The organism is Dolichospermum compactum NIES-806 (assembly GCF_002368115.1).
Taxonomy (GTDB): Bacteria; Cyanobacteriota; Cyanobacteriia; order Cyanobacteriales; family Nostocaceae; genus Dolichospermum; species Dolichospermum compactum.
Map to the genome: position 1 here is coordinate 3,906,460 of NZ_AP018316.1, position 25,402 is coordinate 3,931,861.

The 25,402-nt window shown below is 38.1% G+C and carries 18 protein-coding genes and 2 pseudogenes; 6 read left to right on the forward strand and 14 right to left on the reverse strand.

What is annotated here, in order from left to right:
• Positions 1 to 226 precede the first annotated feature (226 nt).
• A complete protein-coding gene (locus CA730_RS18395; protein ID WP_096669486.1) occupies positions 227 to 883 on the forward strand; it encodes a hypothetical protein in 657 nt (218 codons plus the stop codon).
• Here the strand turns inward: CA730_RS18395 and CA730_RS25755 are convergent.
• A pseudogene (locus CA730_RS25755) lies at positions 880 to 1,095 on the reverse strand (hypothetical protein); the annotation flags it as partial. The gene CA730_RS18395 and the pseudogene CA730_RS25755 overlap by 4 nt on opposite strands.
• A 311-nt stretch (positions 1,096 to 1,406) precedes the next feature.
• On the opposite strand from CA730_RS25755, the gene purB reads away from it, so the two are divergent.
• Entirely contained in the window at positions 1,407 to 2,702 is a 1,296-nt protein-coding gene (purB, locus tag CA730_RS18405) for an adenylosuccinate lyase (protein ID WP_096669488.1), read from the forward strand.
• 30 nt (positions 2,703 to 2,732) lie between these two features.
• On the opposite strand, the gene CA730_RS24625 is transcribed toward purB, so the two are convergent.
• Entirely contained in the window at positions 2,733 to 2,900 is a 168-nt protein-coding gene (locus CA730_RS24625; protein WP_157750020.1) for a hypothetical protein, read from the reverse strand.
• Between CA730_RS24625 and CA730_RS18415 the strand changes: the two are divergent.
• Positions 2,871 to 3,248, forward strand: a pseudogene (locus tag CA730_RS18415) (DUF4126 family protein); the annotation flags it as partial. The gene CA730_RS24625 and the pseudogene CA730_RS18415 sit on opposite strands and share 30 nt — an antisense overlap.
• 40 nt (positions 3,249 to 3,288) lie before the next feature.
• On the opposite strand, the gene hemH reads toward CA730_RS18415, so the two are convergent.
• Positions 3,289 to 4,455, reverse strand: coding sequence for a ferrochelatase (gene hemH, locus CA730_RS18420; RefSeq protein ID WP_096669490.1), 1,167 nt, complete (start codon positions 4,453 to 4,455; stop codon positions 3,289 to 3,291).
• A gap of 93 nt (positions 4,456 to 4,548) precedes the next feature.
• Between hemH and CA730_RS18425 the strand changes: the two genes are divergently transcribed.
• The gene (locus tag CA730_RS18425) at positions 4,549 to 5,181 is read left to right on the forward strand and encodes a class I SAM-dependent methyltransferase (protein ID WP_096669491.1); all 633 of its coding nucleotides are present in this window, start codon (positions 4,549 to 4,551) and stop codon (positions 5,179 to 5,181) included.
• Between the two features lie 111 nt (positions 5,182 to 5,292).
• Here CA730_RS18425 and plsY read toward each other — a convergent pair whose 3' ends face one another.
• The 4 genes from plsY to CA730_RS18445 form a co-directional block, all read right to left on the reverse strand.
• Positions 5,293 to 5,973 carry a glycerol-3-phosphate 1-O-acyltransferase PlsY gene (plsY, locus tag CA730_RS18430; RefSeq protein WP_096669493.1) on the reverse strand — a complete coding sequence of 227 codons (681 nt, stop codon included), beginning with the start codon at positions 5,971 to 5,973 and terminating at the stop codon, positions 5,293 to 5,295.
• Positions 5,974 to 6,059: 86 nt separating this feature from the next.
• Positions 6,060 to 7,259 carry a DUF3086 domain-containing protein gene (locus tag CA730_RS18435; protein WP_096669495.1) on the reverse strand — a complete coding sequence of 400 codons (1,200 nt, stop codon included), beginning with the start codon at positions 7,257 to 7,259 and terminating at the stop codon, positions 6,060 to 6,062.
• Positions 7,260 to 7,331: 72 nt separating this feature from the next.
• Entirely contained in the window at positions 7,332 to 7,721 is a 390-nt protein-coding gene (locus CA730_RS18440) for a DUF3119 family protein (protein ID WP_096669497.1), read from the reverse strand.
• Positions 7,722 to 7,845: 124 nt separating this feature from the next.
• Complete coding sequence (locus CA730_RS18445) at positions 7,846 to 8,631, reverse strand: MlaE family lipid ABC transporter permease subunit (RefSeq protein WP_096669499.1); 786 nt, start codon at positions 8,629 to 8,631, stop codon at positions 7,846 to 7,848.
• Positions 8,632 to 8,963: 332 nt separating this feature from the next.
• Between CA730_RS18445 and CA730_RS18450 the strand changes: the two genes are divergently transcribed.
• Complete coding sequence (locus CA730_RS18450; RefSeq protein WP_096669501.1) at positions 8,964 to 9,260, forward strand: hypothetical protein; 297 nt, start codon at positions 8,964 to 8,966, stop codon at positions 9,258 to 9,260.
• Positions 9,261 to 10,216: 956 nt separating this feature from the next.
• On the opposite strand, the gene CA730_RS18455 is transcribed toward CA730_RS18450, so the two are convergent.
• The 7 genes from CA730_RS18455 to CA730_RS18485 all read right to left on the reverse strand — a co-directional run bounded on the left by CA730_RS18455 (position 10,217) and on the right by CA730_RS18485 (position 18,233).
• Positions 10,217 to 11,473: a glycosyltransferase gene (locus tag CA730_RS18455; RefSeq protein ID WP_096669503.1), complete on the reverse strand. Its 1,257-nt coding sequence runs from the start codon at positions 11,471 to 11,473 to the stop codon at positions 10,217 to 10,219.
• Between the two features lie 180 nt (positions 11,474 to 11,653).
• A complete protein-coding gene (locus CA730_RS18460; protein WP_096669505.1) occupies positions 11,654 to 12,913 on the reverse strand; it encodes a glycosyltransferase in 1,260 nt (419 codons plus the stop codon).
• A gap of 92 nt (positions 12,914 to 13,005) precedes the next feature.
• Entirely contained in the window at positions 13,006 to 13,473 is a 468-nt protein-coding gene (locus tag CA730_RS18465; protein WP_096669507.1) for a DUF2141 domain-containing protein, read from the reverse strand.
• Between the two features lie 101 nt (positions 13,474 to 13,574).
• Complete coding sequence (locus tag CA730_RS18470; protein ID WP_096669509.1) at positions 13,575 to 14,537, reverse strand: glycosyltransferase family 2 protein; 963 nt, start codon at positions 14,535 to 14,537, stop codon at positions 13,575 to 13,577.
• Between the two features lie 24 nt (positions 14,538 to 14,561).
• A complete protein-coding gene (locus tag CA730_RS18475; protein WP_096669511.1) occupies positions 14,562 to 15,566 on the reverse strand; it encodes an NAD-dependent epimerase/dehydratase family protein in 1,005 nt (334 codons plus the stop codon).
• Between the two features lie 195 nt (positions 15,567 to 15,761).
• Positions 15,762 to 16,940 carry an ABC transporter permease DevC gene (gene devC / locus CA730_RS18480; protein ID WP_096669513.1) on the reverse strand — a complete coding sequence of 393 codons (1,179 nt, stop codon included), beginning with the start codon at positions 16,938 to 16,940 and terminating at the stop codon, positions 15,762 to 15,764.
• Between the two features lie 81 nt (positions 16,941 to 17,021).
• Positions 17,022 to 18,233 (reverse strand): ABC exporter membrane fusion protein, encoded by a 1,212-nt coding sequence (locus CA730_RS18485; RefSeq protein ID WP_096669515.1) that lies wholly within the window; start codon positions 18,231 to 18,233, stop codon positions 17,022 to 17,024.
• A gap of 1,689 nt (positions 18,234 to 19,922) precedes the next feature.
• Between CA730_RS18485 and CA730_RS18495 the strand changes: the two genes are divergently transcribed.
• A complete protein-coding gene (locus CA730_RS18495; protein ID WP_096669519.1) occupies positions 19,923 to 25,205 on the forward strand; it encodes a type I polyketide synthase in 5,283 nt (1,760 codons plus the stop codon).
• Positions 25,206 to 25,402 lie beyond the last annotated feature (197 nt).

Below are 25,402 nucleotides of genomic sequence, written 5' to 3' on the forward strand. Positions count from 1 at the left end.
AGTCAGTGGTTATTGGTTATTTACTAAGATTATTGACTAATGGCAATTTAAAAAAATTCTGCAACTAAGCTGTTACGCATTTGCTTTTTTCCCAAAAGCCTTACTAGAAGGACTCTAGGCTGCCAAATATTAAATTTAGCTGGGTAACAGCTTACTGTGAATAATGCGACAGAATTAATTACATAAATGATTTTGCTGTTCCCTGTTCCCTGTTCCTTAATTGCTTATGCGTCTACCTTTACCACAGTTTGCTATTGAAAATCGCCATTCTCATCACTTTGCAGAGATAATTGAAACAACAACTACGGAATTTTTGGCTCAGTGTTTAGAACCAGAAGACTTGAGTTTTCCACCAATGCCACCTTTTGGGAGTTGGGTTTGTGCTGTGGATGAAGAATCTGGTAATCAAGTTTATGCTGTAGTTTATCATGCCACAACTATGCCTATTGATTCTGTACATCGGGCAGTTGCATTGGGATTATCTTTAGAAGCTTTGCGTGAGGAACAACCCCAGATATTTTCTATGCTCAAAACTGAATTTCGAGCGGCGATTGTGGGATTTAAGGAAAAGTCTATAAATATAGGTAATAACGGCAGAGTATATCAATACTTACCACCCCGTCCACCACAAATCCACCAAGCTGTTAATCACTGTCAAGCAGAAGAAATTATTCAGTTTACGGAAGAATTAGATTTTTTACGAACATTACTTTTTATTAGTGGTGCGCCTGTAGATTCTTTAGCTGCCGCTGCTATTAGAGGAGTATATCAGTTACGAAAAACTGATCGAGAATGGTTGATTAAAGCTGGAAGACATCTGAGTATGTTACTCAAAGATGATTATGATCGTTTGCGGTTTATTTTAAGCCAAATTCACCCCTAACCCTTGGCGATTGTAGCTTCTATATTTTCTTCTGATTTTTGCATAATGGGCGCAGGCCCTGCGCCCCTACCTCCTAAAATCTGCTGTTTTTTTTGTGAGTGGTTCGAGATAACTGGGATTTTGATAATAAATTCAGAACCTTCTCCGGGAGTAGATACACAATAAATTTCACCACCATGTTTTTCTACTACGATTTGGTAGCTAATTGATAATCATTCTGGCTGTTTCTATCTAAGCGAGTAGGATTATGCTCAGAAAAAGATATAGAAATGATTCTTAATTTGTTAAAAGAGGAAAGCAGAATGATTATTAGTCTTATTAAAAAACTAGAAAATTAAAATTTTTTCCCTGTTCCCAGTTAAGAGTTCCCTGTTCCCTTCTCTCAACTCCTCACTTCAGCATAACAAGTACCGAAGAACCAAAAATTTGGAGAATTGAAATATGACGGTTATCTGGGAGGGATATGTATTAAGAGTGGGTAATTTCCAATGTAAAATATGACAGTTGTATTAGATGTCCGAATGTGATTGAGCGTTATACCTTGCCCGAAATGGGCGATTTGTGGAGTGAAACCTATAAGCTGAAAACCTGGCTAGATGTAGAGATCGCGGTTTGCGAAGCACAGGCGGAACTGGGTTATATTCCAGCAGCAGCAGTAGAGGAAATTAAGGCTAAGGCGAATTTTGACCCGAAACGGGTGCTGGAAATTGAGGCGGAAGTTCGTCATGATGTGATTGCTTTCTTGACAAATGTTAATGAATATGTAGGTGATGCAGGACGCTATATTCATTTAGGTTTAACTAGTTCTGACGTTTTGGATACTGCTTTATCACTACAATTAGTTGCTAGTCTGGATCTGTTGTCAAAACGCCTAGAAGATGTGATTGAGGCTATTCGGAGAAAAGCTACTGCACATCGCAATACGGTCATGATTGGGCGATCGCATGGTATTCACGCTGAACCTATTACCTTTGGCTTTAAGTTAGCTGGTTGGTTAGCGGAGGTGTTGCGACACCAAGAACGTTTGCAAATTCTCAAAAAAACGATTGCAGTCGGTAAAATATCCGGTGCAGTGGGGACTTACGCCAACATTGAACCCAGGGTAGAAGCGATCGCTTGTGCAAAACTCGGACTCAAACCCGATACTGCCTCCACTCAGGTAATTTCCCGCGATATTCATGCAGACTTTGTGCAACAGTTAGCATTACTGGCTGCATCTATAGAACGCTTTGCTGTAGAAATTCGTAATCTGCAAAAAACAGACGTTTTAGAAGTTGAAGAATTTTTCGCCAAAGGGCAAAAAGGTTCTAGCGCTATGCCTCACAAACGCAATCCTATCCGTTCCGAACGGTTAACAGGGATGGCACGATTAGTCAGAAGTCATGCAGGTGCAGTATTAGAAAACGTCGCTTTGTGGCACGAACGGGATATTTCCCACAGTTCTGTAGAACGGGTAGTTTTACCAGATGCTTGCATTTTGACTCATTTTATGCTGCATGAAATCACCCAATTGGTAAATAAACTGTTGGTTTATCCCGAAAACATGGCACGAAATCTCAACTGTTATGGTGGAGTTGTCTTTAGTCAAAGGGTGTTATTAACCTTAATAGACAAAGGACTAAATCGAGAAGAAGCCTATACCATAGTTCAAGAAAGCGCCCACACTGCGTGGAACAAACCAGAAGGCAACTTCCGTGATTTAATCAGTACAGATCCTCGCGTCACTCAAAACCTATCCCCCGCAGAGATAGAAGCCTGTTTTGATCCACTACATCATCTCAAGCATTTAGAACAAGTTTATCAACGACTGGGTATTTAGAACTGGTAATTGGTAATTGGTGATTAGTGATTAGTGATTGGTGATTTTTTCCTGACCACTGACCACTGACCACTGACCACTGACCACTGACCACTGACCACTGACCACTGACCACTGACCACTGACCACTGACCACTGACCACTGACCACTGACCACTGACCACTAACCTTGGTCAGAGAATAGTACAGCAAGTTCATTTATTTTTGTCTCCCTTTGCCGGAGCTTTAATGGGTTTGTCTGTTGCTTCAGCGACACAAACAGCAAGCTGGTTAGTTGCCTTAATTGGTGGTTTATTAGCTTTTTTATTTCAGCTATTTTTAGTAGGTTGGTTTTATCGCTTGCGTTGTTTGCCTATATGGGCTGCGTTTGTACAAGACATTTTGTGTATTACACTCGTATTTTTTGCCGTAGATGCTCCTCGTCAGGGGGGACTAATTGCTTTAATCCTGCTATGGCTGGCCATTGTCAGTGCTAAATACTGGTATGATTGGTATAAGGGTGGCAAGCAAAGGTATGGGGCAAGGGACAGAAAGCAGGGGGAGTAATTCTTACCCATTACCTATTACCCATTACCAATCAGCAAAACTAATGTAAAAGTCCGATAACGTGCAGTAAGCCTTTACCAGTGATTAATTCAATAATTAACCCAATAAAACCTAGCATAGCTATCCGACCATTCCAAACTTCTGCGCTGGTGGTGATTCCCCATTCCCAACGTTCCTGGGGATACATTTTTACCCTTTTTTTCATTTGGGTAACTTGAGAGAGTTTGAGGTCAGGTTGTTGCAAGACATCAATTATCAGGTCGCATAGAGCTTTGATAAAAACTGGGTTAGTATTAGGAGCAGGAACTCGTCCGAAGTTATGTATTCCTGCTTCCTCAGCTATTTCTCGATATTCAATGTCAATTTCTTGTAGTGTTTCAATATGTTCAGAAACAAAACTAATGGGGACAACTACCAAATTTTTCACACCTTTAGCGCCGAGTTCGTTGAGTGCATCTTCTGTGTAGGGTTGTAGCCATTCTACTGGACCAACACGACTTTGATAGGCGAGGGTGTGGGGATTGGGACGATTGAGAGTTTGCATAATTAAGGTTGTGCATTCCTCAATTTCTTGCTGGTAGGGATCTCCTGCTTCCTCTACATAGCTTTTAGGTACACCATGTGCGCTAAAGAATATATGCACGTCATCCGGCTGTGGAAACTTATTAATTTCGCCAATTATGAGTTCTGCCATTGCTTGGAGATAACCTGGTTCTTTGTACCAAGAGGCAATGACTGTATACGCAAGACTTTGGAGTTTGGGGTTTTCTTTCCACAGTTGTTCTAATAACCGGAAACTAGAACCGCTGGTGCTGATGGAAAATTGGGGGTAAAGTGGGAGAATTACTAACTTATCAATGTTATCTTGGGTAAGTTGGGCGATCGCTTCCTCCGTATAAGGATGCCAATAACGCATTCCCACATAGATATTAGCTTCTTGTCCTAACTCACCTAACTGCGCCTTGATAGCTTCTCCTTGTTCCTCTGTAATCCGCCGTAAGGGAGAACCGCCACCAATTTGCTTATAATTTTCTTGAGATGTCTTTTCTCGGCGTGTAGCAATAAACCAAGCCAAAGGTTTTTGCATCCAGCGAAACGGTAAACGGATAATTTCGGGATCTGAAAACAGATTATACAAAAAAGGTCTTACATCTTCTAATTTATCGGGACCACCAAGATTAAGTAATAATACCCCTATACGACCCATAGCAGTTACTTTCCCCCAATCCTTACAGATTTTTCACTAATGTTAACAATATATCTTTATTAAATATAAAGCTTTATCGGCAGGAAAAATACAATGGCAACAATTTTTCGAGATTTGAGTTATAGATACCAATGGCTATATGATGGCATCTCTCGGTTAGCGGCTGTGACTGTGGGTGGTGAACCCCGGTTTCGTCAACTGGCTTTACAAAATTTAAAACTACAATCAGATACTCAGATCTTAGATTTATGCTGTGGTAGTGGTCAAGTAACCAGATTTTTAGTAAATTTTTCGGAAAATGTCACCGGCTTGGATGCTTCCCCATTATCTATAAAACGATGCCAGGAAAATGTACCAAATGCCACTTATATAAAAGCATTTGCTGAGGATATGCCTTTTGCAGATAATTTGTTTGATGTGGTACATACTAGCGCAGCCTTACACGAAATGCAGTCAGAACAACTCCGCAAAATCATTAAAGAGGTTTATCGGGTATTAAAACCAGGAGGAGTTTTCACTTTGGTGGACTTTCACCCCCCAACAAATCCGATATTTTGGCCGGGGTTGGCGGTATTTTTCTGGTTGTTTGAAACCCAGACAGCTTGGGAATTGTTGAAAACGGATTTACCTGGTTTGTTAACAGATTATGGTTTTGATGTGGGTAAACCTAGTTTATATGCTGGTGGAAGTTTGCAGGTAATTCAGGGAAGAAAAATTGTTGAATAGGAGGCAAACCCCCTGTGGTTGCCCCAAATACCCAAATAACGGGGTAGGCACGGGGGCGCTACCCCTACATTAAATCCAACTCTTTTGTATGTAACAAACCAGGAAAAAGTTCTAAGTAACTTGTTCTGTTTGTGTTTCTACTTTTTGACCAATTTTTGGTTCTGTACCCGCAATTAATCGCTCAATATTGGTGCGGTGACGGATTATTACATATAAACCGCCAGTCAAACCCAGAAGAATGTAGGCTAAAGGTTGATGGAAAATTACCATTAAAATGGAAACAGCCACAGCCCCAGCAATAGAACTTAAAGAGACAATTCTAGAAATGGCAATGACTAATGCAAATACGCCTAATGTTGATAATCCAACCTGCCAACTTATAGCTAGTAAAATTCCCACACCACTAGCCACAGATTTACCACCAGTAAAACCAAGAAAGATGGATTTACTATGTCCTAAAAGGGCGGCTAACCCGGCTAATGTGACTAAATAAGGTTGCCAAATTTCGGGATTTACAGTTGGTGGAATTAAGTTTTGACTATAAGCAATGTTAAATAAAGCATAACCTAAGTTTATGGCTAATACTCCTTTTAAAGCATCAATTAATAACACAAATGCCCCTGGGACTTTACCCAAGGTTCTCAAAACATTAGTTGCACCTGTTGAACCAGAACCAACTTCTCGAATATCAATTCCTTTTAATAGCTTACCTGCTAGATATCCAGTGGGAAAAGAACCAAAGAGGTAAGCTAATAAAACCACCACTCCACACAAACTTAACCAAAGAAACATAAATTTGCTAGTTGTCAGTTGTTAGTTGTTAGTTGTTTTACCAATGACCAATGACCAATTACCAATTACCAATTACCAATTACCAATTAAAAATCATCGTCAAAATCTCGATCTTTCATGGTTTTTGGGTCAGGGGCAAAAGCTAACCAGAGAGGGAATTGTAGTAATGCTAAACTGATTTGTTCCTCAGAATCATCAATGATAATTAAAGGCATTTGATTGGCTTTAACTAATCTTTCTGCTTTCTGAGCTAAAGCTGTCGGTGCTTCAAATAATACCACTCCTCTGTCTGGTCCGAAATCAGGACGACCGATACCTAAACAATCTTGTAAACCGCGTCGCCATTCGCCTAAACGTTCTGGAGTGTTTGCTAAAATTAGGGTTCGCACGCGATCGCCATATAATTGATGTAATATCGAAATTGCCGATGAAGCAATTAAAATATTCTGTAAGCGGCTACCCATTGTCCGCAAAGCACCCCGTCCACCAAGGGTAAATAACCAATTTGAGATTTTTTCTGCATGAATTGGTTCAAAGGTGCGGCGTAACTGCCAAGGTGGTCCATAATAATCTGGTTGGTTGCGGTATTGGTCAAGTAAGCGCCGGATTTTTTTAGTAGTGTCCTGAAACTGCTGTTGACCAAGTTGTGGCATTTCCGATAGCGATAGCGTGGCGTTGTCCATTTGTTCTTTCACAGGTTTAGCTTCTTTCGGCGCTGGCTTTTCCCGTTCTCGTACAGGTTGTACAAGCTGCATTTGTTCTGCTGCTGATGCCAAATCCTGTAAACTGCCTGTGAGATAGTCTTTAAAACCTTGTACCCGAATTGCTATATCTTGAGATGTCCCGGCAAAGGTTGTCCGCATTTCATTACGAATTCGTTCTTGACGACGTTCGAGTTGTTCGACAGAAATTTGTAAGGCTTGTTTGCGTTGTTCTAACTGTGATAATGAATCTTGGACAACTTGTGAGAGTGCGGTTTGAGTTACACCAATTTGCGTCTGAAGGGTAGCATAAGTAGTTTCCAATTCAGCAATTTCTGCGCTGAGGTATGATGACTTTTGCTGTAATTGGGCTAATCTTTGCTCTGCTTGTATATATAGTGAATCTTTTGCTTCTAGTGCTGTTGTTTCTGTTGTTTCTGACGTTGCCAATTCACCAGATGCTTTAGTTTCTAATTGTAAATTGGTAGATGGTTTTTCCGGTGGTTCATCTGTAGGGGGTTGCACTTCTATTTGTTCTAACCACTCATTTATGGGTTCTGGAGTTGGAGATTCTTCTGGGTTCATAAACAACTATATAAATTTTCCATGATACAAAAAATATCTTTCTTGAAATATCCAATTGACTAGAGACAAAATCTAGTCAATGCGTGGACAACGTTCTTCTAGACAAGATCTTAAGGTTTTGGGGTCAAATAAAATTGGTAAAAAGTGAATACTGTTCACTTCTTTAAAATAGAACAAAATGGGAACCGGATTCCAGAATATTCGCCAATTTTGCCATTCTTGGTAGGGAAAACGTTTAATTAACTTTTCGCCTCTATAAAGATCAAAGTCAGTGGCGGTAAATTGGAAGCGCAGTGTTACAGCTTGCAACATCAAAAACAAACCCAAGACCGTTAATATTCCTCCCAACCAAGGTTGTACTAAGAGGACGGGAATGGCGACCAAGACTAAGACAACAGGAATATTGTAACTTGGCTTGAGTTCTACTGTTGATATGATGTTAGGTGTGAATGAACTATGCAAAATCTTTTTCTCCTAATTAAGTAGTCGGACAAAATTAAATTCACTCGTTGAGAGAGGGAACAGGGAACAGAAAAATCAATTATGTATACTTGAGAAGGCCATAACTTTGCCTTTTCCCTCTAAATCACTTTCCTGGCGATAATCCACTACCGGGACCTTGGAACATTACCCAAGATAAAAAGAAGTTGCTAATAAATATAACTAATAGGGCTGTGACAACAGCAGTTGTAGTTGATTGTCCTACACCTTTAGCGCCACCTGTGGTGGTTAAGCCCCAGCTACAGCCGATAATGGCGATTAATACACCAAAGCAACAGGCTTTAATCATGGCGTTACCAATATCCCAAATATCGAGAAAGTCCCGGGCTGAGTCTAGAAATACTGTATCGGAAAGGTTGTAAATGCGGGTGGCTATAAGCAATCCTCCAGACATTCCTGTGATTAAGGATAGCAAAGTTAGGACAGGCAGCATGATGAAGCAAGCCAGAAGTCGGGGAATGACTAGATAATCAATGGGATCTGTTTTTAACATTAACAGAGCATCTATTTGTTCTGTAACTTTCATTGTGCCGATTTCTGCTGCGAAGGCTGAACCTACCCGTCCGGCTAAAACTACTGCTGTCAATACGGGGCTAAGTTCTCTGGTTAATGCTACTGCTAATACGCCCCCAACGAGGTTTCCTGCCCCGAAGTTGATGAATTCCCGTGCTACCTGTATTGTGAATACTGCACCCACGAATATGGCTGTTAAGAGGGCAATGAAGAAGGAGTCGGGTCCGACTATTGCCAATTGTTCTAGGGTGTTACGACGGTGAATTTTACCTTGAAGGAGGTGAAATATGACTTGTCCACCTAAAAAGGTCGCAGCCAGCAAGCGCTGACTCCATGTTCCTAAACTGGATTTGGCCATTGGTCACTGGTGGTGGAGGATAGAATTAACACTAGATAATATGCAAATTATTAACTTAGTTTACGACTAGTCTCATAAAATTGAGCGAGTTTTTAAAGTGTTTTTACTTTTGGTAAACTGCACACTGAGATGGAAAGCCTGATTTTTTCAGGGTTGTACAGGTTTGAAATCTCAAAAATACCCAATGCACTTGGAGTAACTATTACCAGTGCAATTTAATGAAAACTTAAGATTCTTGACGAAATGAATGTTTGGGAGCGATCACCAGTATTGTAGAAATTGGCAGATAATTTTTCGGTTATCTCTCAAGTTACCCCTACCTCGGTCTGATCATGACTATATTTAGTAACTTTTTCCGATCTTTAGTCCTTACCACCATTTTTAGTTTTCTCGTCCCTGTCTTCCTCGTTGGTGGTTTGTTGTTGGTTTTATCGCTTTTTGGCTATGTCCCTGGTCTACAAGGGATAATTTCGGATGTCTCTATCCAAATTCTGCATTTTCTCGCTACTTTCGGCAGCGGTAGTTCACTCAACGGCCTATTGACAATTGGTTTAACTTGCGGCTTTGTTGGGGCGCTGTTTGATATCTATGTTCATTACCGTTATCAAATTCTTCATACTGATTCTTGAATGTTGCCAAAGCATTTAAGCCATGTTGATGATTTAAAAAATCCCACAACAAGTAATCTTAATAATTGCGATCCATAGCTGAGTATTTCTATTTTTACTGGAAGCTATTGGCTCTGTGCTGGAGATTTCTATTTTTTAAGCTCGTTATTTTCCCAAATTATTGTGTAGTGCAGTGGCACAACACAATATGGTTGAGATGGCTATATTTGTGGTAAAAGCTAATATTTTTCAATACTTGCTTTTGTTCCTTAAAAATACCAAATAAAACTACATATAAAATCTAAAATTTTCCTTAAGCTTTTTAATAATGATTGGGGTGATATAGCAGGAGTTACCGAGTCAGGGGTTAGAAATAAAATTCATCCCCTTGTCTGTGGGTCTTTTCCCCATTGGATTAGAGGTAAGTGATTGCTCCAAATATCAAGGTAGGCACGGGCGCCTGAACTCAAAAAAGCCCCAATACTTTTCGGTTAAGGAAATATAAGTTGGGTTTCGCTGTCGCTCAATCCAACAAAATCCTTGATAATGTTCGGTTATGGCTGATGCCTCCGGCGAGCGCAGGAATACGCCACACTTCGTGAACGTTCCGATTGCTTGGCGAACGTTTACGTTCCACAACCCAACCTACCGTATAATGACTTTTCAGGCTTAACCGAGCAGTATTGAAAAAAGCCCTATCTTTCTATTTTCAAAGAGACAACTTTTTCAGCAAACCCTAGCTAGTTAATAACAAAAACCCCAGAAGTTTTACTTCTGAGGTATAAAGAGTTTTAGGAACGATTGAGAACAATAGCAATATTGTGATCAGTTGGAGTAGGCAATCTTTAAACTGATCACAAAATAGCCTTGTCAGCATCTCAAACTAAGAACCTAAAAGCCCACAGGTCAACTACTTAAATACTCTAGCAGAGATATTTTTATCTAAGTAGCCAAGTTGGCATTTTTTAAACTCTCAACTAGATATCTATCTGGCGACGGATATTAACTAATTCGTAAAGCTTGTTTTCAAACTTTTGGGTACAAGCTGACCAATCAAATTCCAGAATCGAAGGACGTGCTTGTGCAGTCAATTGATTTTTCAGATCAGGGTCTTCCAGAATGGTAATTACCTTTTGGGCAAAGTCTTCAGGGCTATTAGGTGCGGCTAAAAAACCATTTACTCCAGAAATGACCTGTTCAGCGGTTGAAGGGGCAACAACAGCCACTACGGGAGTTCCAGAAGCTAAGGCTTCGTTGGTTGTAGTACAGAAATTTTCGGTGACGGAAGGGTTAACAAATATATCTGCTTTTGCAAACCAACCTAAAAGTTCTTTCCCATGAGATTCACCCCAAATTGTGACACCATTGGGGAATTTTTCGGCACAACGGCGAATTTCTGCATCTAGGGGACCGCTACCGACAATTACTAAATGGACATCGGGAATTTTGGCAGCAATGAGGGGATAAATATCTAAAAGTTGATTGACATTTTTTTCTGGGGTAATACGTCCCACAAATAAAATAGTTGGGCGTTTATCATCAGGAATTGGATCATAACAAATATTGCGAGGATGAAATTTTTCGCAATCAATTCCTTGATAGGATAAATATTCGCTGCGTTGTGCTTTGAGTTTTTGGTATTTAGTTAATTGTTCGCGGGAAGAGAATAAACTTAAATCGTAGGTTTCACTAAATTGTTTCACTAAAAGTGGCAGCAGGGGACGAACTAAGTTAAAGAATGTATTTCCAAAATAATATTGGATATAGGCAATGATATCTGTATGGAAAATTGAAATAATGGGTGTTTTAGTTTTTTTGGCATATTGTACGCCCACAGAACGCCCATAACCTTGTAGGAAGCCCGAATATAAACCTCTCATTTGTGGGGCTTCTTCAACAACAATAATATCGGGTTGAAAGTGATTAAGTAGTTTTGTATCACTCCAATGACGATGGTTTAATGGTTGGGGTAAAGATTTATAAAATATCAGTGGTTCTGTGGGGAATGAATAGGAGGAAAAATTAATAAATTTTTCTAGTTCTTCTATTCCCGACATCGGACGATTTCCCACTTGTTTAGGATATTTATTATTGATTTCCGGGTGAACTAGAAAAACTTCATGTCCTTGTTTTAATAGCCAGTGAACTCGTTGATGAACGGCGACAGAAACTCCGGTTAAAAATGGGGCATATAATCCTGTAAATAAGGCGATACGAAGAGGTTTATTTTTCATGATTTTGAGGAAATATTTTCTGCTAAAATAGATTACTGATGCGCTGGTTTATAATAATTGTTGAATTGGGAATTTTAGATGTTGAAGTGAAATAAAAAATCTAAAATTTCCCTATTCTCTTAAATAAATATGTTGGGTTTTCTCAATCCAACATACATTTAGTTAACCGAGCAATATTACTTAAAGAGATGCTTTGGGATCAATTGGTTGATCTAGCCATTGGTAAGGACGGTATTCAATTAACCGAATATTTTCACGCCCTTTAATGCGATAAGTAAGCCCCCGCCAAGTAATAGTAGATACCCACAAAGAAGATAATATTGTTAACCCGTAAACCCATTGTGTGAGGGGAATAACTATCAACATTTTCAGGATAATTAAAAGCGACAATTTGGGTATTTTTTCACCTTGATTGTGCAGCAATTGATGGATGCTAAATTCCATTAATAGCATTAGTAAGACTAAGCCAATGGTGTAGGAAATATAGACGGAAAATAACAAGGCAGCTGCGTCCCATTGAGCCTGAATCAATAGCTGAAAAATAACGATGATGACTACATTGGGAACGATGATACTAGAATATGCTTCACTGATTATGGCTAACCACCGGGGATGATAAAGTTTAGAAACAATTATTAACCTTTTTAATGATTCTAGTAAGTTACGTAGACTACTTTCTTCCCGATTTAGCATCAATAAAGAAGGAATAAATTTGATTTGTAACTTTTCTTGCTTGATAAGTTTATGGAGAAGCATATCATCTGTTAATACTTCTCCCCACTTATCTAAAAGGTTGATGCGGTTTAATACTTCTGTTTTGATTGCTAATGTTCCACCCCAGGGAATTTGAAAGAGAAACATTTGCACTACGGTGGAAACGTTACCGGAGTAGCGAACTAATGAACCCCAATAATTACCTGTGGGGAGATACCAACGATTTCCTGTGGTGAGTCCAACTTGATCATCAATGAGGGGGGTAACTAATTCTCGTAACCAATTAGGATGGGCTACGGTATCAGCATCTATAAAAGCTATAATTGGATAGGCATTATCTAAATCAGAAACAGCTTGAACTAAGGAACTGCATTTAAGACTACAATTATGACGAACTGCTCTTAATGTGCTAATTTCGACGTTGGTTGCACCCAGTTGATTGATTGTTTCGGTAGCAATTTTAAAAGCTGGATCTTCTTTACTATCAATGATCAGCTTTAAATCGTATTTTGGGTAGTTTTGTTGTAAGAGCGATCGCAAACAATTAGGTAAAAAAGGATCAGCACCCCGTAAACAGAGGATTACTGCCGTTTTTGGTAATTGTTCATCTGGTAATGACTTGGGTTTGTGTGAACGTAAATACCATAAAAATACTAACGTTAAACAAGTTTGAATTACCAGCCAACCGAACAAAGACTTAGATAGAAATATCATAAAATCTGGCATTATTTCTATAGTCTTAGAAAGGAGTCAGGAGGAAGAAAGGAGAAAGAGGTTAGTAGGGGCGGGGTTTCCCCGCCCAATATTCAAATTCCCAATTAGGGATCAAGAGAATATTTGAGAAAGATATTAATGGTAGTATTCTTGTCAACTTTAAAGCTGGAATTATTGAACTTTGGTGAGCCGGTGCTGATAGAAACAGTAGGATTTTTAGAAATTCCAAAGCCTTCTTTAGGAATTCCGAAAAAGTCTTTATTGAGTTTGCGATCGCCATTTTGATCATCAACTACAGCTACAGCGTAATTTCCCGGTTTCAATCCAGAAAATACCCGCTTTATAGAACTACCTGTAATTTTAGTACAACCACTTTTAACTTCACTTTTAGCATCATCAGGAAATCCTTTTTCAGAGTTATAAACTCTCATACAAATTTCCCCGGTTTTGTTAGTAATACCATTAACAACCACAGTTAAAGATGTTGTTGATTCAGCATAGGCTATATCTGTGAAGCTGATAGTTAGTAAAGTAGCAAGCAAGAAATTACTAACTTGGAATATTTTCAACATAGATCAATATTTCACCCGTAATAAGTTTAGACTAATTTAATAGTAGATTTTCACTACTAAAAATGATTTATTGTCCCATAAATGACTGATATTGCTCTAGATTAGGTTTGATAACCAAACTTACGCAAAAACAACATTTTGGCAGCTATTAAGAAATCTTTCACTAATAGCCATTCTGTACCTGATAGCTTTTTAGCAATGCTGATATGGCACAAAATTTGCTCATACCAACTCAGTTGACTATGATGAATAGAAATCCAATATTCCTGTAAAATTCGCCAATGAGGTAGCAATATTTTTCCCTTATTCTTTGAATCAAACCAGACTGCATAATCATAAAAATTAGGCAACATATTCAATGAATACTGGGGATTATTGTGATTAAATGACAAGTAATTAGGAAAGAACATACTCAGAGATTGTTGAGGATGGATTCTCGCAGAAAATAGATATTCTGGAATTTCATAAAATCGTCCCAGCATACCCAATCTTAATAATAAAATTCCATCTGCATTGCCATGACCACCCATAGGAGGTATTTTTTTTAATACACTACTCCGAATAACTCCATAAATTTGATAACACAAATGTTTAGTTAGTAATTCATGAAATCTTTGATGAGCTTTTAGGGAATTAGTATTGAGTTTAATGTCATAATTTTGGATAAATTCTCCCTGCTCATCAATAAAATATGTATGGGAGTGACATAAAATGTATGTTGGATCTTTTTCCAATACATCCATACATTTCTCAATAAAATCGGGGGCGTGCAAATCATCATAAGCAGCCCATTTAAAATACTCACTGTCAGATAATTCAAAAACACGATTGAAGTTACAAGCACAACCCATATTAGTTTCATTACGATAGTAACGAATCCGTTGATCTTGGGCTGCATAAGTCCTACAAATAGCCTCAGTATTATCTGTAGATGCGTTATCCGAGATAATTAACTCAAAATCGGAAAATGTCTGTGCTAATAGCGAATCTAGGCATTTTTTGAGGAATTTCTCCCCATTATATACAGGTAATCCAATACTTAACTTTGGTTGAGAGTTATTCATGCACAAATCCCTGAAATTTAGTCGTTATTTCATCAGTTTTTGAATGTCAGTTTTTTGCAACCATGCGTGAGTACGGCGCATTCCTTCTGCTAAATCAACTTTAGCTTGATAATTTAAAACACTTTCTGCTTTAGCAATAGAATAGGCATAAGGACGACTCATAAAATCAACTGATTCTGGCAGAATATCCGCCTTTTTACGGAATAGTTTTTGCCCCTGAACACGCACTTTTAGAAATAATTTCATTTCCTCTTTCGGTAAAGACATTGGTGCTGGTAAATTTTCTAATGATGCTAAATGAATAAAATACTCCTTCCAAGAAGTTTCTTTACCGTCGGTAATATTAAAAACCTCTCCATAAGCCGATTTTTCTATGGCTAAAAAGATAGCATCAATTAAGTTATCTACATATAGATGATTCATTACACCTTTGCCTTCATTAGCATAGGCAAATAATTTTTGTCTCATCATGTGAATTGGACGGACAATCCAAGGTAGACTTCCTGGACCATAAACATCACCAGCCCGAATCACAATTACTCCAAATTCTGGAGCATTATTGAGTTTTAGAACTTCGATTTCCGCTTCAATTTTTGTTTGACAATAAGCATTATTTTCCCCAGACAATACACCTGATTCTGTGACTTTATCTGAGTAATCAAATCCATATACTAAGGCAGTCGAAAGATGCACAAATGTCTTCACACCAGCTTGTTTAGCAGCCTTAGCAATACTTATAGTACCGCTGACATTTATTTCTCGAAAATGCTTAATATCCCCGGCTTCTTCGGCAAATTGAGCGTTATGTAAAACTATATCTACTCCCTGGCAAGCTTTCGAGCAAACTGCTGGGTCAGTGATATTACCAACAAAAATTTCTACACCTAATTTTTGGACTGTTTGATCTTTAACTGGAGAACTTTGGATACCTTTAACTTTCATGCCTTGTGCTATAGCTAATTCTGCTGCACGTAAGCCAATAAATTCATCAATTCCAGTAATTAGCAGAGTTTTGTTTTGTAAGTTCATGGGGATGTAGATAAGTGTTCGGTAATGAAAAAGTTATACAATCTAAGTTGAAAAATTGATATCAAATACAACTAGGAACTGTTGTATTTGCAAAAGCATTTTACCGTTGTAAATAACATTAAACTTCTATCTTTAGTTGGTGTTAATTTGGCAAATATTTAGCAGAAGTTGATTAATTTAAGATGCAACAAATTCCTAGAAACTATCAGCCGGATCAGCAGAACGGAGTTTATTAATAGCTAATGCTCCAGAGGTAATGCAGATTAAGACTGTAGATACTAGAACAAGTAAGGCATTATTACTTGTCATCATGATCGGTAATTTAGTTGCCCTCATGGCAAAATCATATAAACCAATGGAAACAATAAAACCAGGAATATAACCCAACAATGCCAAAATTATTGCTTGTTGAAAAACCACATTCAATAAATATCCATTAGCATAACCAATGGCTTTTAAAGTAGCATAGGCAATAAATTGAGTAGCAATATTGCTATACAAAATTTGATAAACAATTACCACACCCACAACAGAAGCCATGATGAGCATCAGGTTAAGAATAAAACCAATGGGGGTTCTAACTGACCAATATTGTCTTTCAAAAGCGACAAATTCTTGGCGAGTAAATATTTGAACATCCTTGGGTAAATTGGCTTTCAAACTGGCTAAAACCCGTTTTATATCTGCACCATCTTTGAGTTTAATCACTCCCATATCTATTTTTTCAACTGGACGGCTATTCGGGTTGATTCTGAGAAAAGTTGAATCACTCACAATTAAATTACCATCAACACCAAAGGAAGGTCCTAAACTAAATAAACCACCTACTCTGACTCGATAACCTTTAACAGCATCAAAGGGAAAAATTTCAATTGGTTGTTCAATATTTCCTTGATTAAATAATTCTGCTATTGGTCCAAATTCTGGACGGGCATCTCTATCAAAGAGCATAACATCAGGAATTTTGAGTTTGTCCAAATTTTGTTGGACTTCTGGAATATCTAGCACGGATTTTCCAGGGTCAAAACCAATGACATAAATTGAATATTTCTCGCCGCTGACAGGATTTTTTAATTTTGCAAATTGCAAATAAATTGAACTAACGGAATCCACACCGTCAAAACCTAAAGTTTGATATAATCGAGTGCGGGAAAAACTTTGAATTGCTGTCAAAGATTTATATTGAGAACTAACTAAAAATAAATCACCATGCAATCGTTGATGTAGTGCTGTGGCACTAGAATATAGTGCATCTTGGAAACCAAGTTGGATGAACATTAACAGCACAATGAAGCCAATTCCGGCTACAGCTATCACAAAACGAAGTTTCTGTTGGGCAAGCTGTAGCCACCCTAAAGGAATTTTGATATTCATATTATTTGTTAGTTGTTAATTGTCAGTTGTCAGTTGTCAGTTGTTAATTTTAGACAATAACTAATAACTAATGACCAATGACTAAATCTGGATTGCAACATCAACTTGTAAATTAGTTAAGCGAGATATTTTTTGACTATCAGTGGGATCATCAATAGATATTTTGACTTCAATTACTCTTCGGTCTGCGTCAGAATTGGGATTAATACTAAAGATGCCTTGTTTATCAACTTGCCAACCAACTTCTCTCACAGTTCCTTGTAATTTGCCAGGAAATGTAGTGCTGCTAATGATAGCTTTTTGTCCAACTCGAACATTTTGAATATCGGTTTGATATACTTCTGCTAGAACCTGCATTTTTGATGTATTACCAATTTCTGCAAAACCAGAAGTACCAATTACTTCGCCATTTTTGGTGTGAATTCTTAAAATTGTGCCGTCTATAGTAGAAGTAATATAAGTTAAATCATGGTCAGCTTTTGCTTGTTTAATTGCAGTTTCTGCACTTTTAACTTCACTTTTTGCTAACTCTACATCTACAGTCCTGACTTCTTTAATACTATTAAGTTTGAATTTTCCTTCTTTAAGTTGATCTTGTAATGTGTCTTGTGTGCGTTTGAGAGTAGCTTCAGCTTCTTTTAACTGCTGTTGTGTAGTTTTAAGAACTAACTTTTTACTATCAGCAACAGACGCAGAAACAGCACCAGCTTTTGATAATTGTTGATATCTGTCGCTCTCTTTTTGAGCATTTTCGACTTCAGCCCGAATCCGGTTGATTGTTGCTGCTTGAGCGGCAATGTCTCCTTTTAATTGGGAATTTAACCGAGTAATGGTGGCTTTTTGAGCATTGATATCTCCAGTTTTTGCTCCAGCTTGTACCTGTGCAAGTTTGGTTCTGGCAATTAATAATTTATCAAATGCTTGTTGGATAGCTGCTTGAGAACGAGCATAGTTTTCCAGATAAGCTAATGCTTGTCCTTTTTTAACAATATCTCCTTCCTTTACCAATAGGTTTTCCACACGGACACCATTGATAGAATTAGGAGCAGATAAATAAGTAATTTCATCTTGTGGTTGTAATCTTCCTAAAGCAGTTACGGCAACTTTAACAGGAGTGGTTTGAGATTTAAGAACGGAACTAACAGCAGGAGTTTGAGTTTGAGAATTTATCTTTAATTGATGGAAAATGTATAAAGATACTAAACCTGTAGAGAAAGTTAGAGAAGTTGCCAGAATTATTCTCCATTTTAATGCAGTTAGGTTGAATAGTTGGCGTTCTTTATTTACTGCCATATTTTTATTCCAATGGTATTATTTCGGAAAAATACTTGTCATGTTTATAGACTTATTCTCTGTTGTTTTTAGAGAAGAGATATGTCTAATTATTTATGTATGAATTGTTGTCAGCATTTTAGCTGTTATAAATACCTAAATTAGCGGTTTCTTGCTTCCAATTATCTATTTATCTATGGCTGATGCCACGCTATGCTATTAATTTTATGTTGAATTGCCATTTAATTAAGTAGCATAAAATACGATAGCTTTAAGGAGAAATAAAAATCGGCACTGCCTAAGTTGTGATGATGCTAATAACTTAGGTAAATTAATAAACTTACCTGTGATTATCCCAAATAACTTTGATATTGTCAACTAAATTTAGTTGTTTAAATTAATAAAATCCTTGGCTAGATACCTATATTTAATTACTCATAAATAAATTCAAAAATCTGTACTTTTTTTAGCAAATTATCGTAAATAACTGCCAATTGTCCATATTTCATCACAATTGATATGTTTACAGGTTAATCATCAACATCCCATAAATTAATGTTTGGTTTATAAATAACCAATTATCTAGAAAAGGTAAGTTATCTTATAAATTCATCAAAAACCAAGACTTGATTATGATAGTTTGCTCAAAAAACACCCAATTATGTGCAAATATTTCTATTGTATATTTATTGATTAGTTACTTATGAGACAATTTAGATAAAATTCTTGAATTATCAGGAAAAAATTGATATTAAATCCGTAATTACCCAAGATATGTTATTCACAAATTTAGTTCTAGATTATACTCAAATAATTATGTCTTATTTAAAAGGAGATCAATTAACAAATATTTTCCTCCAAAAATTAGCAAAAATGAACTATTCCATTTTCATAAGCTGTGCTAGTCTTTTTATTAATTCAACATTTATGAATGAAAAATAAATTGTTGAGTTTATTTCTATAAACAGAAGAAATACTAAAATCCACTCAGCTTTGTACAGCAAAATTGCCTAAAGAAACAAAACCTATTCTTTGATAAACCGGGGTTTTGCATCTCACTAAGTTACAAACTGCTAGACTATTGAAAAGCTGTTTAAGTATTTTTTCACTATTCACAGAATTTGCCACAGAGTGCTGATTATTTTGTAACGATTTTGACAGCTTTTATCAGTCTAATCATCTAAAATAGGTTATCCTGGACTTTAAAAACTGGCAACTGCTATATCAACATACAGAACATTATTCCTCCATAGGTAAAACACTCAATGATTAAGAGATAAAACCGTTTCTGTATTCATACATATCCTTCAGATTAAGTATGTTCTATTGCCAGTTCGCTTGGTGTTAAGGAAATGTAGGTTAGTAACACCAACCAAAATTATGAAATGTTGGGTTGCGTTCCTTAACCCAACCTACCTAAAGCTTCAAAAATGAATTATCAATTATTGGCATTGCTGAATTGAGGTATGAAAATCAAATATTCTAGTTCTTAAACTCTTACTCTCTGCGTACTCTGCGCCTCTGCGTGAGAAAAAATCATACCTTCATTCACCAACGCCCAATTATTAATTGGTAAATATTCTGTGGTGATGATGTACATTCAAGCATTTAAACTTACTGCGGTAATTGGGTGAGTGTAGATAGTTATTCTATTTACTAATAGCTTAATTTATTGCACAATTTACGGTACTCAAAATCAGTCTATGTCCTATGTCTTGCCCCCCTCAAAAGATAGACACCATAAAAAGTTCTTTGACGGAATTGGAAGCCCAAATTAATAGTTTTGAACAGGCTGTGCTGAAGTTTATAGAGGAAGGAAAAATGAATTCAGGAAACTTAGAAAATTCGATAAATTCCATGTCAACTAAGGAAATTAATAGAAAACTGCACACCACTCCTATAGCTATTATTGGTATGGCTTCCTTAATGCCTCAGTCGAGAACATTAAGGGATTACTGGCAAAATATTGTTAATAAAATTGACTGTATTACTGATGTTCCTTCTAGCCATTGGAGTGTAGAAGATTACTATGATCCTAATCCGAGAACAGCAGAAGATAAAACTTATTGCAAACGTGGTGGGTTTATTCCTGAAGTTGATTTTAATCCGATGGAATTTGGCATCCCTCCCAGCATTTTAGAAGTTACAGATGTTTCTCAACTATTAAGTTTGGTAGTTGCTAAAGAAACAATGGAAGATGCTGGTTATGGTGACTCTCGTGAATTTAGCCGCGAAAATATTGGTGTAATTCTGGGTGTAGCTATGGGCAAACAATTGGGAATGCCATTAGCTGCCAGATTAGAATATCCGATTTGGGAAAAAGTTCTCAAAAGCACTGGTTTATCTGACGAAGATACTAAAAAGATTGTTGATAAAATCAAATCTGCTTATGTGAAATGGGATGAAAATGCTTTCCCTGGAATGTTAGCAAATGTGGTGGCTGGGAGAATTGCTAACCGCCTCGATTTTGGTGGAACAAACTGTGTTGTTGATGCGGCTTGTGCTAGTTCCTTTGGGGCATTAAAAATGGCCATTAGTGAATTAGTTGAACATCGTAGCAACATGATGTTAACTGGTGGAGTAGACACCGATAACACGATTATGGCTTACATTTCCTTTAGCAAAACTCCAGCCGTTACTCCTAGCGATAATGTGAAACCATTTGACGCTAAATCCGATGGCATGATGTTAGGTGAAGGCATTGGGATGATTCTTCTCAAACGCTTAGAAGATGCCCAAAAAGACGGGGATAAAATCTATGCGGTAATCAAGGGAATTGGGACTTCTAGTGATGGTCGCTATAAGAGTATTTATGCTCCTCGAAAAGAAGGACAAGTTAAAGCCTTAGAACGGGCTTATGATGATGCTGGTTTTTCTCCTGCTACTGTGGGTTTAATGGAGGCACATGGTACGGGAACAATGGCTGGAGATCCCATAGAATTTAGTTCTTTGCAGGATTTCTTTGGTAAATATGACACCCAAAAACAACATATTGCTTTGGGGAGTGTGAAGTCGCAAATTGGGCATACAAAAGCCGCTGCCGGTACTGCTAGTTTAATTAAAACTGCCCTAGCATTGCATCATAAAGTATTGCCGGCAACTATCAATATTACTGAACCAAATCCTAAATTAGATATTGAAAATTCTTCCTTTTATCTGAATACTCAAACTAGACCTTGGATTAAGGTAGAAGGTGAAACTCCCCGACGGGCTGGTGTGAGTGCCTTTGGTTTTGGTGGCACAAATTATCACGTTGTTTTGGAAGAATACGAACCCGAACAACAAAGTTCTTATCGTTTACATGGTGCTGCGGGTGAGGTGCTGTTATTTGGTGCTACTCACGCGGAATTAATTAGCAAGTTAGAAGCAACTTTAAATAATTTGCAAGCTGATGATGGGGAAAGATTTTATTCCCAATTAGTTCTAGATTGTCAATCTCTAACTATTCCTAAAACTGCGGTCAGAATTGGGTTTGTATCTGAGAATTTACAAGAAGCTTGTAAGCTGTTGGAAGTTGGAATTGGTTTATTAAAAAGTAAGCCTGATGCAATTTATTGGGAACATCCTCAAGGTATTTATTACCGTTCTGCTGGCATGGATTTGGGTGGAAAGGTTGTCGCTTTATTCTCTGGACAAGGTTCTCAATACTTGGAAATGGGCAGAGAAGCGGTAATGAATTTCCCTAGCTTGCGACAGTTATATGGAAAAATGGATCATCTGTTTAAGCAGGGGAATTTGCAACCTGTTTCCGAAGTGGTTTTCCCTCGTTCTAGCTTTGATGAAGTTGAGAAAAAAGCCCAAGTTGCAACTTTGCAAAGAACGGAATATGCACAGCCGGCAATTGGGGTTTTTAGTGCCGGTTTATATGGAATTTTGCAACAGGCTGGGTTTAAGGCAGATTTCACCGCCGGTCATAGTTTTGGTGAATTAACCGCTTTGTGGGCGGCTGGAGTGTTGAGTGAGGCTGATTATTTGTTCCTGGTGAAGGCTAGAGGACAGGCTATGGCTGCACCCAAAGACCCGGATCATGACGCTGGTAGTATGTTGGCGGTGAAGGAAGATATCAGCAAAATTGAACCGCTGCTGAAGCAGTTTCCAAAAGTAAGTATTGCTAACTTTAATTCTCCTACCCAAATTGTTTTAGCTGGTCCAAAACTGGAAATTGAAAAAATCCAAGCTGCTTGCCAAAAGTTAGGATATAGTGCGGTTTTATTGCCTGTATCTGCGGCTTTTCATACTCCGTTGATTGCATTTGCACAAAAATCTTTTGCGATCGCAACTAAGTCGGTAACTTTCAAAAATCCGCAAATTCCCGTTTTTAGTAATGTCACTGGTAAACAGTATCCGCAAAATGCAGCAGCAATTCAAAAGAACTTAGAAAGCCATTTAGCTAGTTCTGTGTTGTTCAAACAAGAGATTGAAAATATCTATGCCGCTGGTGGTTATTGCTTCGTAGAATTTGGACCAAAACGGGTTTTAAGTAACTTGGTAAAAGATATTTTAGGCGATCGCCCCCATCTTACCATATCTCTGAATCCCAGTGCCTCCAAAAATAGCGATCGCTCTTTGCGAGAAGCCGCAGTCCAATTGCGTGTCATTGGCATGAATATTGCCAACCTTGACCCCTACAAACGCCTTGCTGTACTCCCCCCCATTTCCACCAAAAAGACCCTCAGCGTCAAACTAACAGGCATTAACTACATTTCCGACAAAACCAAAAACGCCTTTACCGAAGCCTTACAGGACGGACATAAAATTTCAGGAGTTCAGGAGTTCAAGAGTTTAGAAGTTCAAGAATTCAAGAATTTAGAAATAGAAACTCCTGTAATTGCCAAAATTTCTCCAACCAACGGACATAACGGCAACGGTAACGGTAACGGACATAAAAAACAACCCCTCATTGAAACCCAGTTACAGCCTCAGATGACTACCACTGCAACCATTCAAAAACAATCCAGTCCAGAATTGTTCGCGCCCCAATCCAGCGAGAAGATGCAAACACCGGATAAACTTATAAATTGCCAACAAATTCTCACCAGCTTGGAACAACTTCTGAGTCAGTTCCAGCACAACCAAAGCGAGAATTTAGAAGTTCACAGCACCTATCTTAACCATCAGATAGAATACGCCAAAACCTTCTTTCAATTGATGCAGCAGCAAAACACCTTATTTGCTAATGCTAAATCTTCTGCTGAAGCCGCTCAAATTAAGCAAGTGATCATGGAAAGCTTAGAGCGGAGTATGATTCAGTTTCATTCCCAACAAGGTGAAACCCTCCGTATTCATGAACAATATCTGCGGGAACAGATAGAATATACCAAACACTTTTTCCAACTCATTCAAGAAGAATATTCTCAACTTATTTCTGACACCCAAGAAATAGCACCTGTAAATGTCAGTGTTACTCCAGAAGAAGCACCTGTTCCTCCCACAGCCACCATTATTCCGCCTCAACCATTACCAGTAATTGAGCCAAAAGTTCAAATTGCAGAACCTGTAATTGCAGCACCAGTCATTGAACCTGAACCAATTATTATTCCCCAGTCCCCAGTTGCATTTATCCCAGAACCCACACCTGTAACCAGCAACTTAAATCTGGATGATCTAGCTAACAACCTCTTAAGTATCACCAGCGAAAAAACTGGTTATCCTATCGAAATGCTAGAACTCGATATGGACATGGAAGCGGACTTAGGAATTGACTCCATTAAACGGGTAGAAATTCTGGGAGGATTGCAGGAATTATATCCCAACTTACCTAAACCCAACCTGGAAGAACTAGCAGAAAAACGCACCATTGGTCAAGTTGTCGAATATCTGCAAGGACAGGGAACAGGTGACAGGTTACAGGTTACAAGTGACAGTGTAGAGGTAATAGGTAACAGGTTACAGGTGACAGGTGACAGTAACGAATATGCAGATTTAGGACAAACCCTGTTAAACATCACCAGTGAAAAAACAGGTTATCCCGTAGAAATGCTAGAACTGGACATGGACATGGAAGCCGACTTAGGGATAGATTCCATCAAACGGGTAGAAATACTCGGAGCAATGCAGGAAGCATATCCCGACCTACCCAAACCCAATATAGAAGAATTAGGCGACCTACGGACAATCGGACAAATCGTTAACTACCTCCAATCACTGGTGGGAGGTGAAAAAAAAAAGCCGCACATTGATGTTAACCTGGTAACAACCACCAGCGTAGGGGCGCAGGTCCTGCGCCCTCTCCTGGATTCTCTCACCCCACTCCCCATCGTAGACCCTAATCTTCCCCGTCGTCCTGCTCAACTTAAAACCTTACCCAGACCAGATTTTTTAGAAGCGCAGTTACCAGAAGGACACATTGGTTTAATTACAGATGATGGTTCTTTAACTACTAGCAAAGTAGTCCATGCACTGATAGAACAAGGTTGGAAAGTTGTAGTTTTGAGTTTCCCCCAATCGTTAGTTGCATCGCAATTGCCATTACCAGCAGGTGTTACCCGCGTCACCTTGGCAAACATGAGTGAACAACATCTGCAATTATTATTGCAAAGTGTGACTACTAAACACGGAGCGATTGGGGCATTTATTCACCTCCACCCTCAATTTACACCGGAAAAACCTGGACATATTTCCTATCCCGAAGCAGAAAAGGCGATTCTTAAACAAGTGTTTTTAATGGCAAAACATCTGAAAGCAACTTTGAATAATGCCGCATCTTTACCAGGAAGAACCAGCTTTTGTACAGTTGCCCATCTTGACGGTGAATTTGCCTTAGGACATCAAACTAATTTTAGTGCGATCGCTGCCGGTTTGTTTGGTTTAACAAAAAGTTTGCGCTGGGAATGGCCACAAGTCTTCTTCCGAGCAATTGACCTCAATCCTAGTTTAGATCCTTACGAATCTGCCCAATATATTGTCGCTGAATTGCATGATTCTAATCGCTATATTGGCGAAGTTGGTTATGGTAATCAAGGAAGAGTAACCCTAGTTGCTAAAGCTGAATAATTTATATAGTGGGTATTAATTACCCACTATACCAATCCTAAATAAAATGTGAACATCTCTTATTTTCTTACCTCTGTGTCCTCTGTGCCTCTGTGGTTCGTTAAAAAACTAGTTCATAACTCAAATAGGATTGCTATATTTCAACAATTATTCTCTTCTTTTTAGAAGAATATGGATTAAATGAACCACGAAGGGAT

What these genes read in the sequence shown, in the direction of transcription:
- CA730_RS18395 (WP_096669486.1), top strand. Translation starts at nt 227, where the DNA reads ATGCGTCTACCTTTACCACAGTTTGCTATTGAAAATCGCCATTCTCAT.
- CA730_RS24625 (WP_157750020.1), bottom strand. Translation starts at nt 2,900, where the DNA reads ATGAACTTGCTGTACTATTCTCTGACCAAGGTTAGTGGTCAGTGGTCA.
- hemH (WP_096669490.1), bottom strand. Translation starts at nt 4,455, where the DNA reads ATGGGTCGTATAGGGGTATTATTACTTAATCTTGGTGGTCCCGATAAA.
- CA730_RS18425 (WP_096669491.1), top strand. Translation starts at nt 4,549, where the DNA reads ATGGCAACAATTTTTCGAGATTTGAGTTATAGATACCAATGGCTATAT.
- plsY (WP_096669493.1), bottom strand. Translation starts at nt 5,973, where the DNA reads ATGTTTCTTTGGTTAAGTTTGTGTGGAGTGGTGGTTTTATTAGCTTAC.
- CA730_RS18435 (WP_096669495.1), bottom strand. Translation starts at nt 7,259, where the DNA reads ATGAACCCAGAAGAATCTCCAACTCCAGAACCCATAAATGAGTGGTTA.
- CA730_RS18445 (WP_096669499.1), bottom strand. Translation starts at nt 8,631, where the DNA reads ATGGCCAAATCCAGTTTAGGAACATGGAGTCAGCGCTTGCTGGCTGCG.
- CA730_RS18450 (WP_096669501.1), top strand. Translation starts at nt 8,964, where the DNA reads ATGACTATATTTAGTAACTTTTTCCGATCTTTAGTCCTTACCACCATT.
- CA730_RS18455 (WP_096669503.1), bottom strand. Translation starts at nt 11,473, where the DNA reads ATGAAAAATAAACCTCTTCGTATCGCCTTATTTACAGGATTATATGCC.
- CA730_RS18460 (WP_096669505.1), bottom strand. Translation starts at nt 12,913, where the DNA reads ATGCCAGATTTTATGATATTTCTATCTAAGTCTTTGTTCGGTTGGCTG.
- CA730_RS18465 (WP_096669507.1), bottom strand. Translation starts at nt 13,473, where the DNA reads ATGTTGAAAATATTCCAAGTTAGTAATTTCTTGCTTGCTACTTTACTA.
- CA730_RS18470 (WP_096669509.1), bottom strand. Translation starts at nt 14,537, where the DNA reads ATGAATAACTCTCAACCAAAGTTAAGTATTGGATTACCTGTATATAAT.
- CA730_RS18475 (WP_096669511.1), bottom strand. Translation starts at nt 15,566, where the DNA reads ATGAACTTACAAAACAAAACTCTGCTAATTACTGGAATTGATGAATTT.
- devC (WP_096669513.1), bottom strand. Translation starts at nt 16,940, where the DNA reads ATGAATATCAAAATTCCTTTAGGGTGGCTACAGCTTGCCCAACAGAAA.
- CA730_RS18485 (WP_096669515.1), bottom strand. Translation starts at nt 18,233, where the DNA reads ATGGCAGTAAATAAAGAACGCCAACTATTCAACCTAACTGCATTAAAA.
- CA730_RS18495 (WP_096669519.1), top strand. Translation starts at nt 19,923, where the DNA reads ATGTCTTGCCCCCCTCAAAAGATAGACACCATAAAAAGTTCTTTGACG.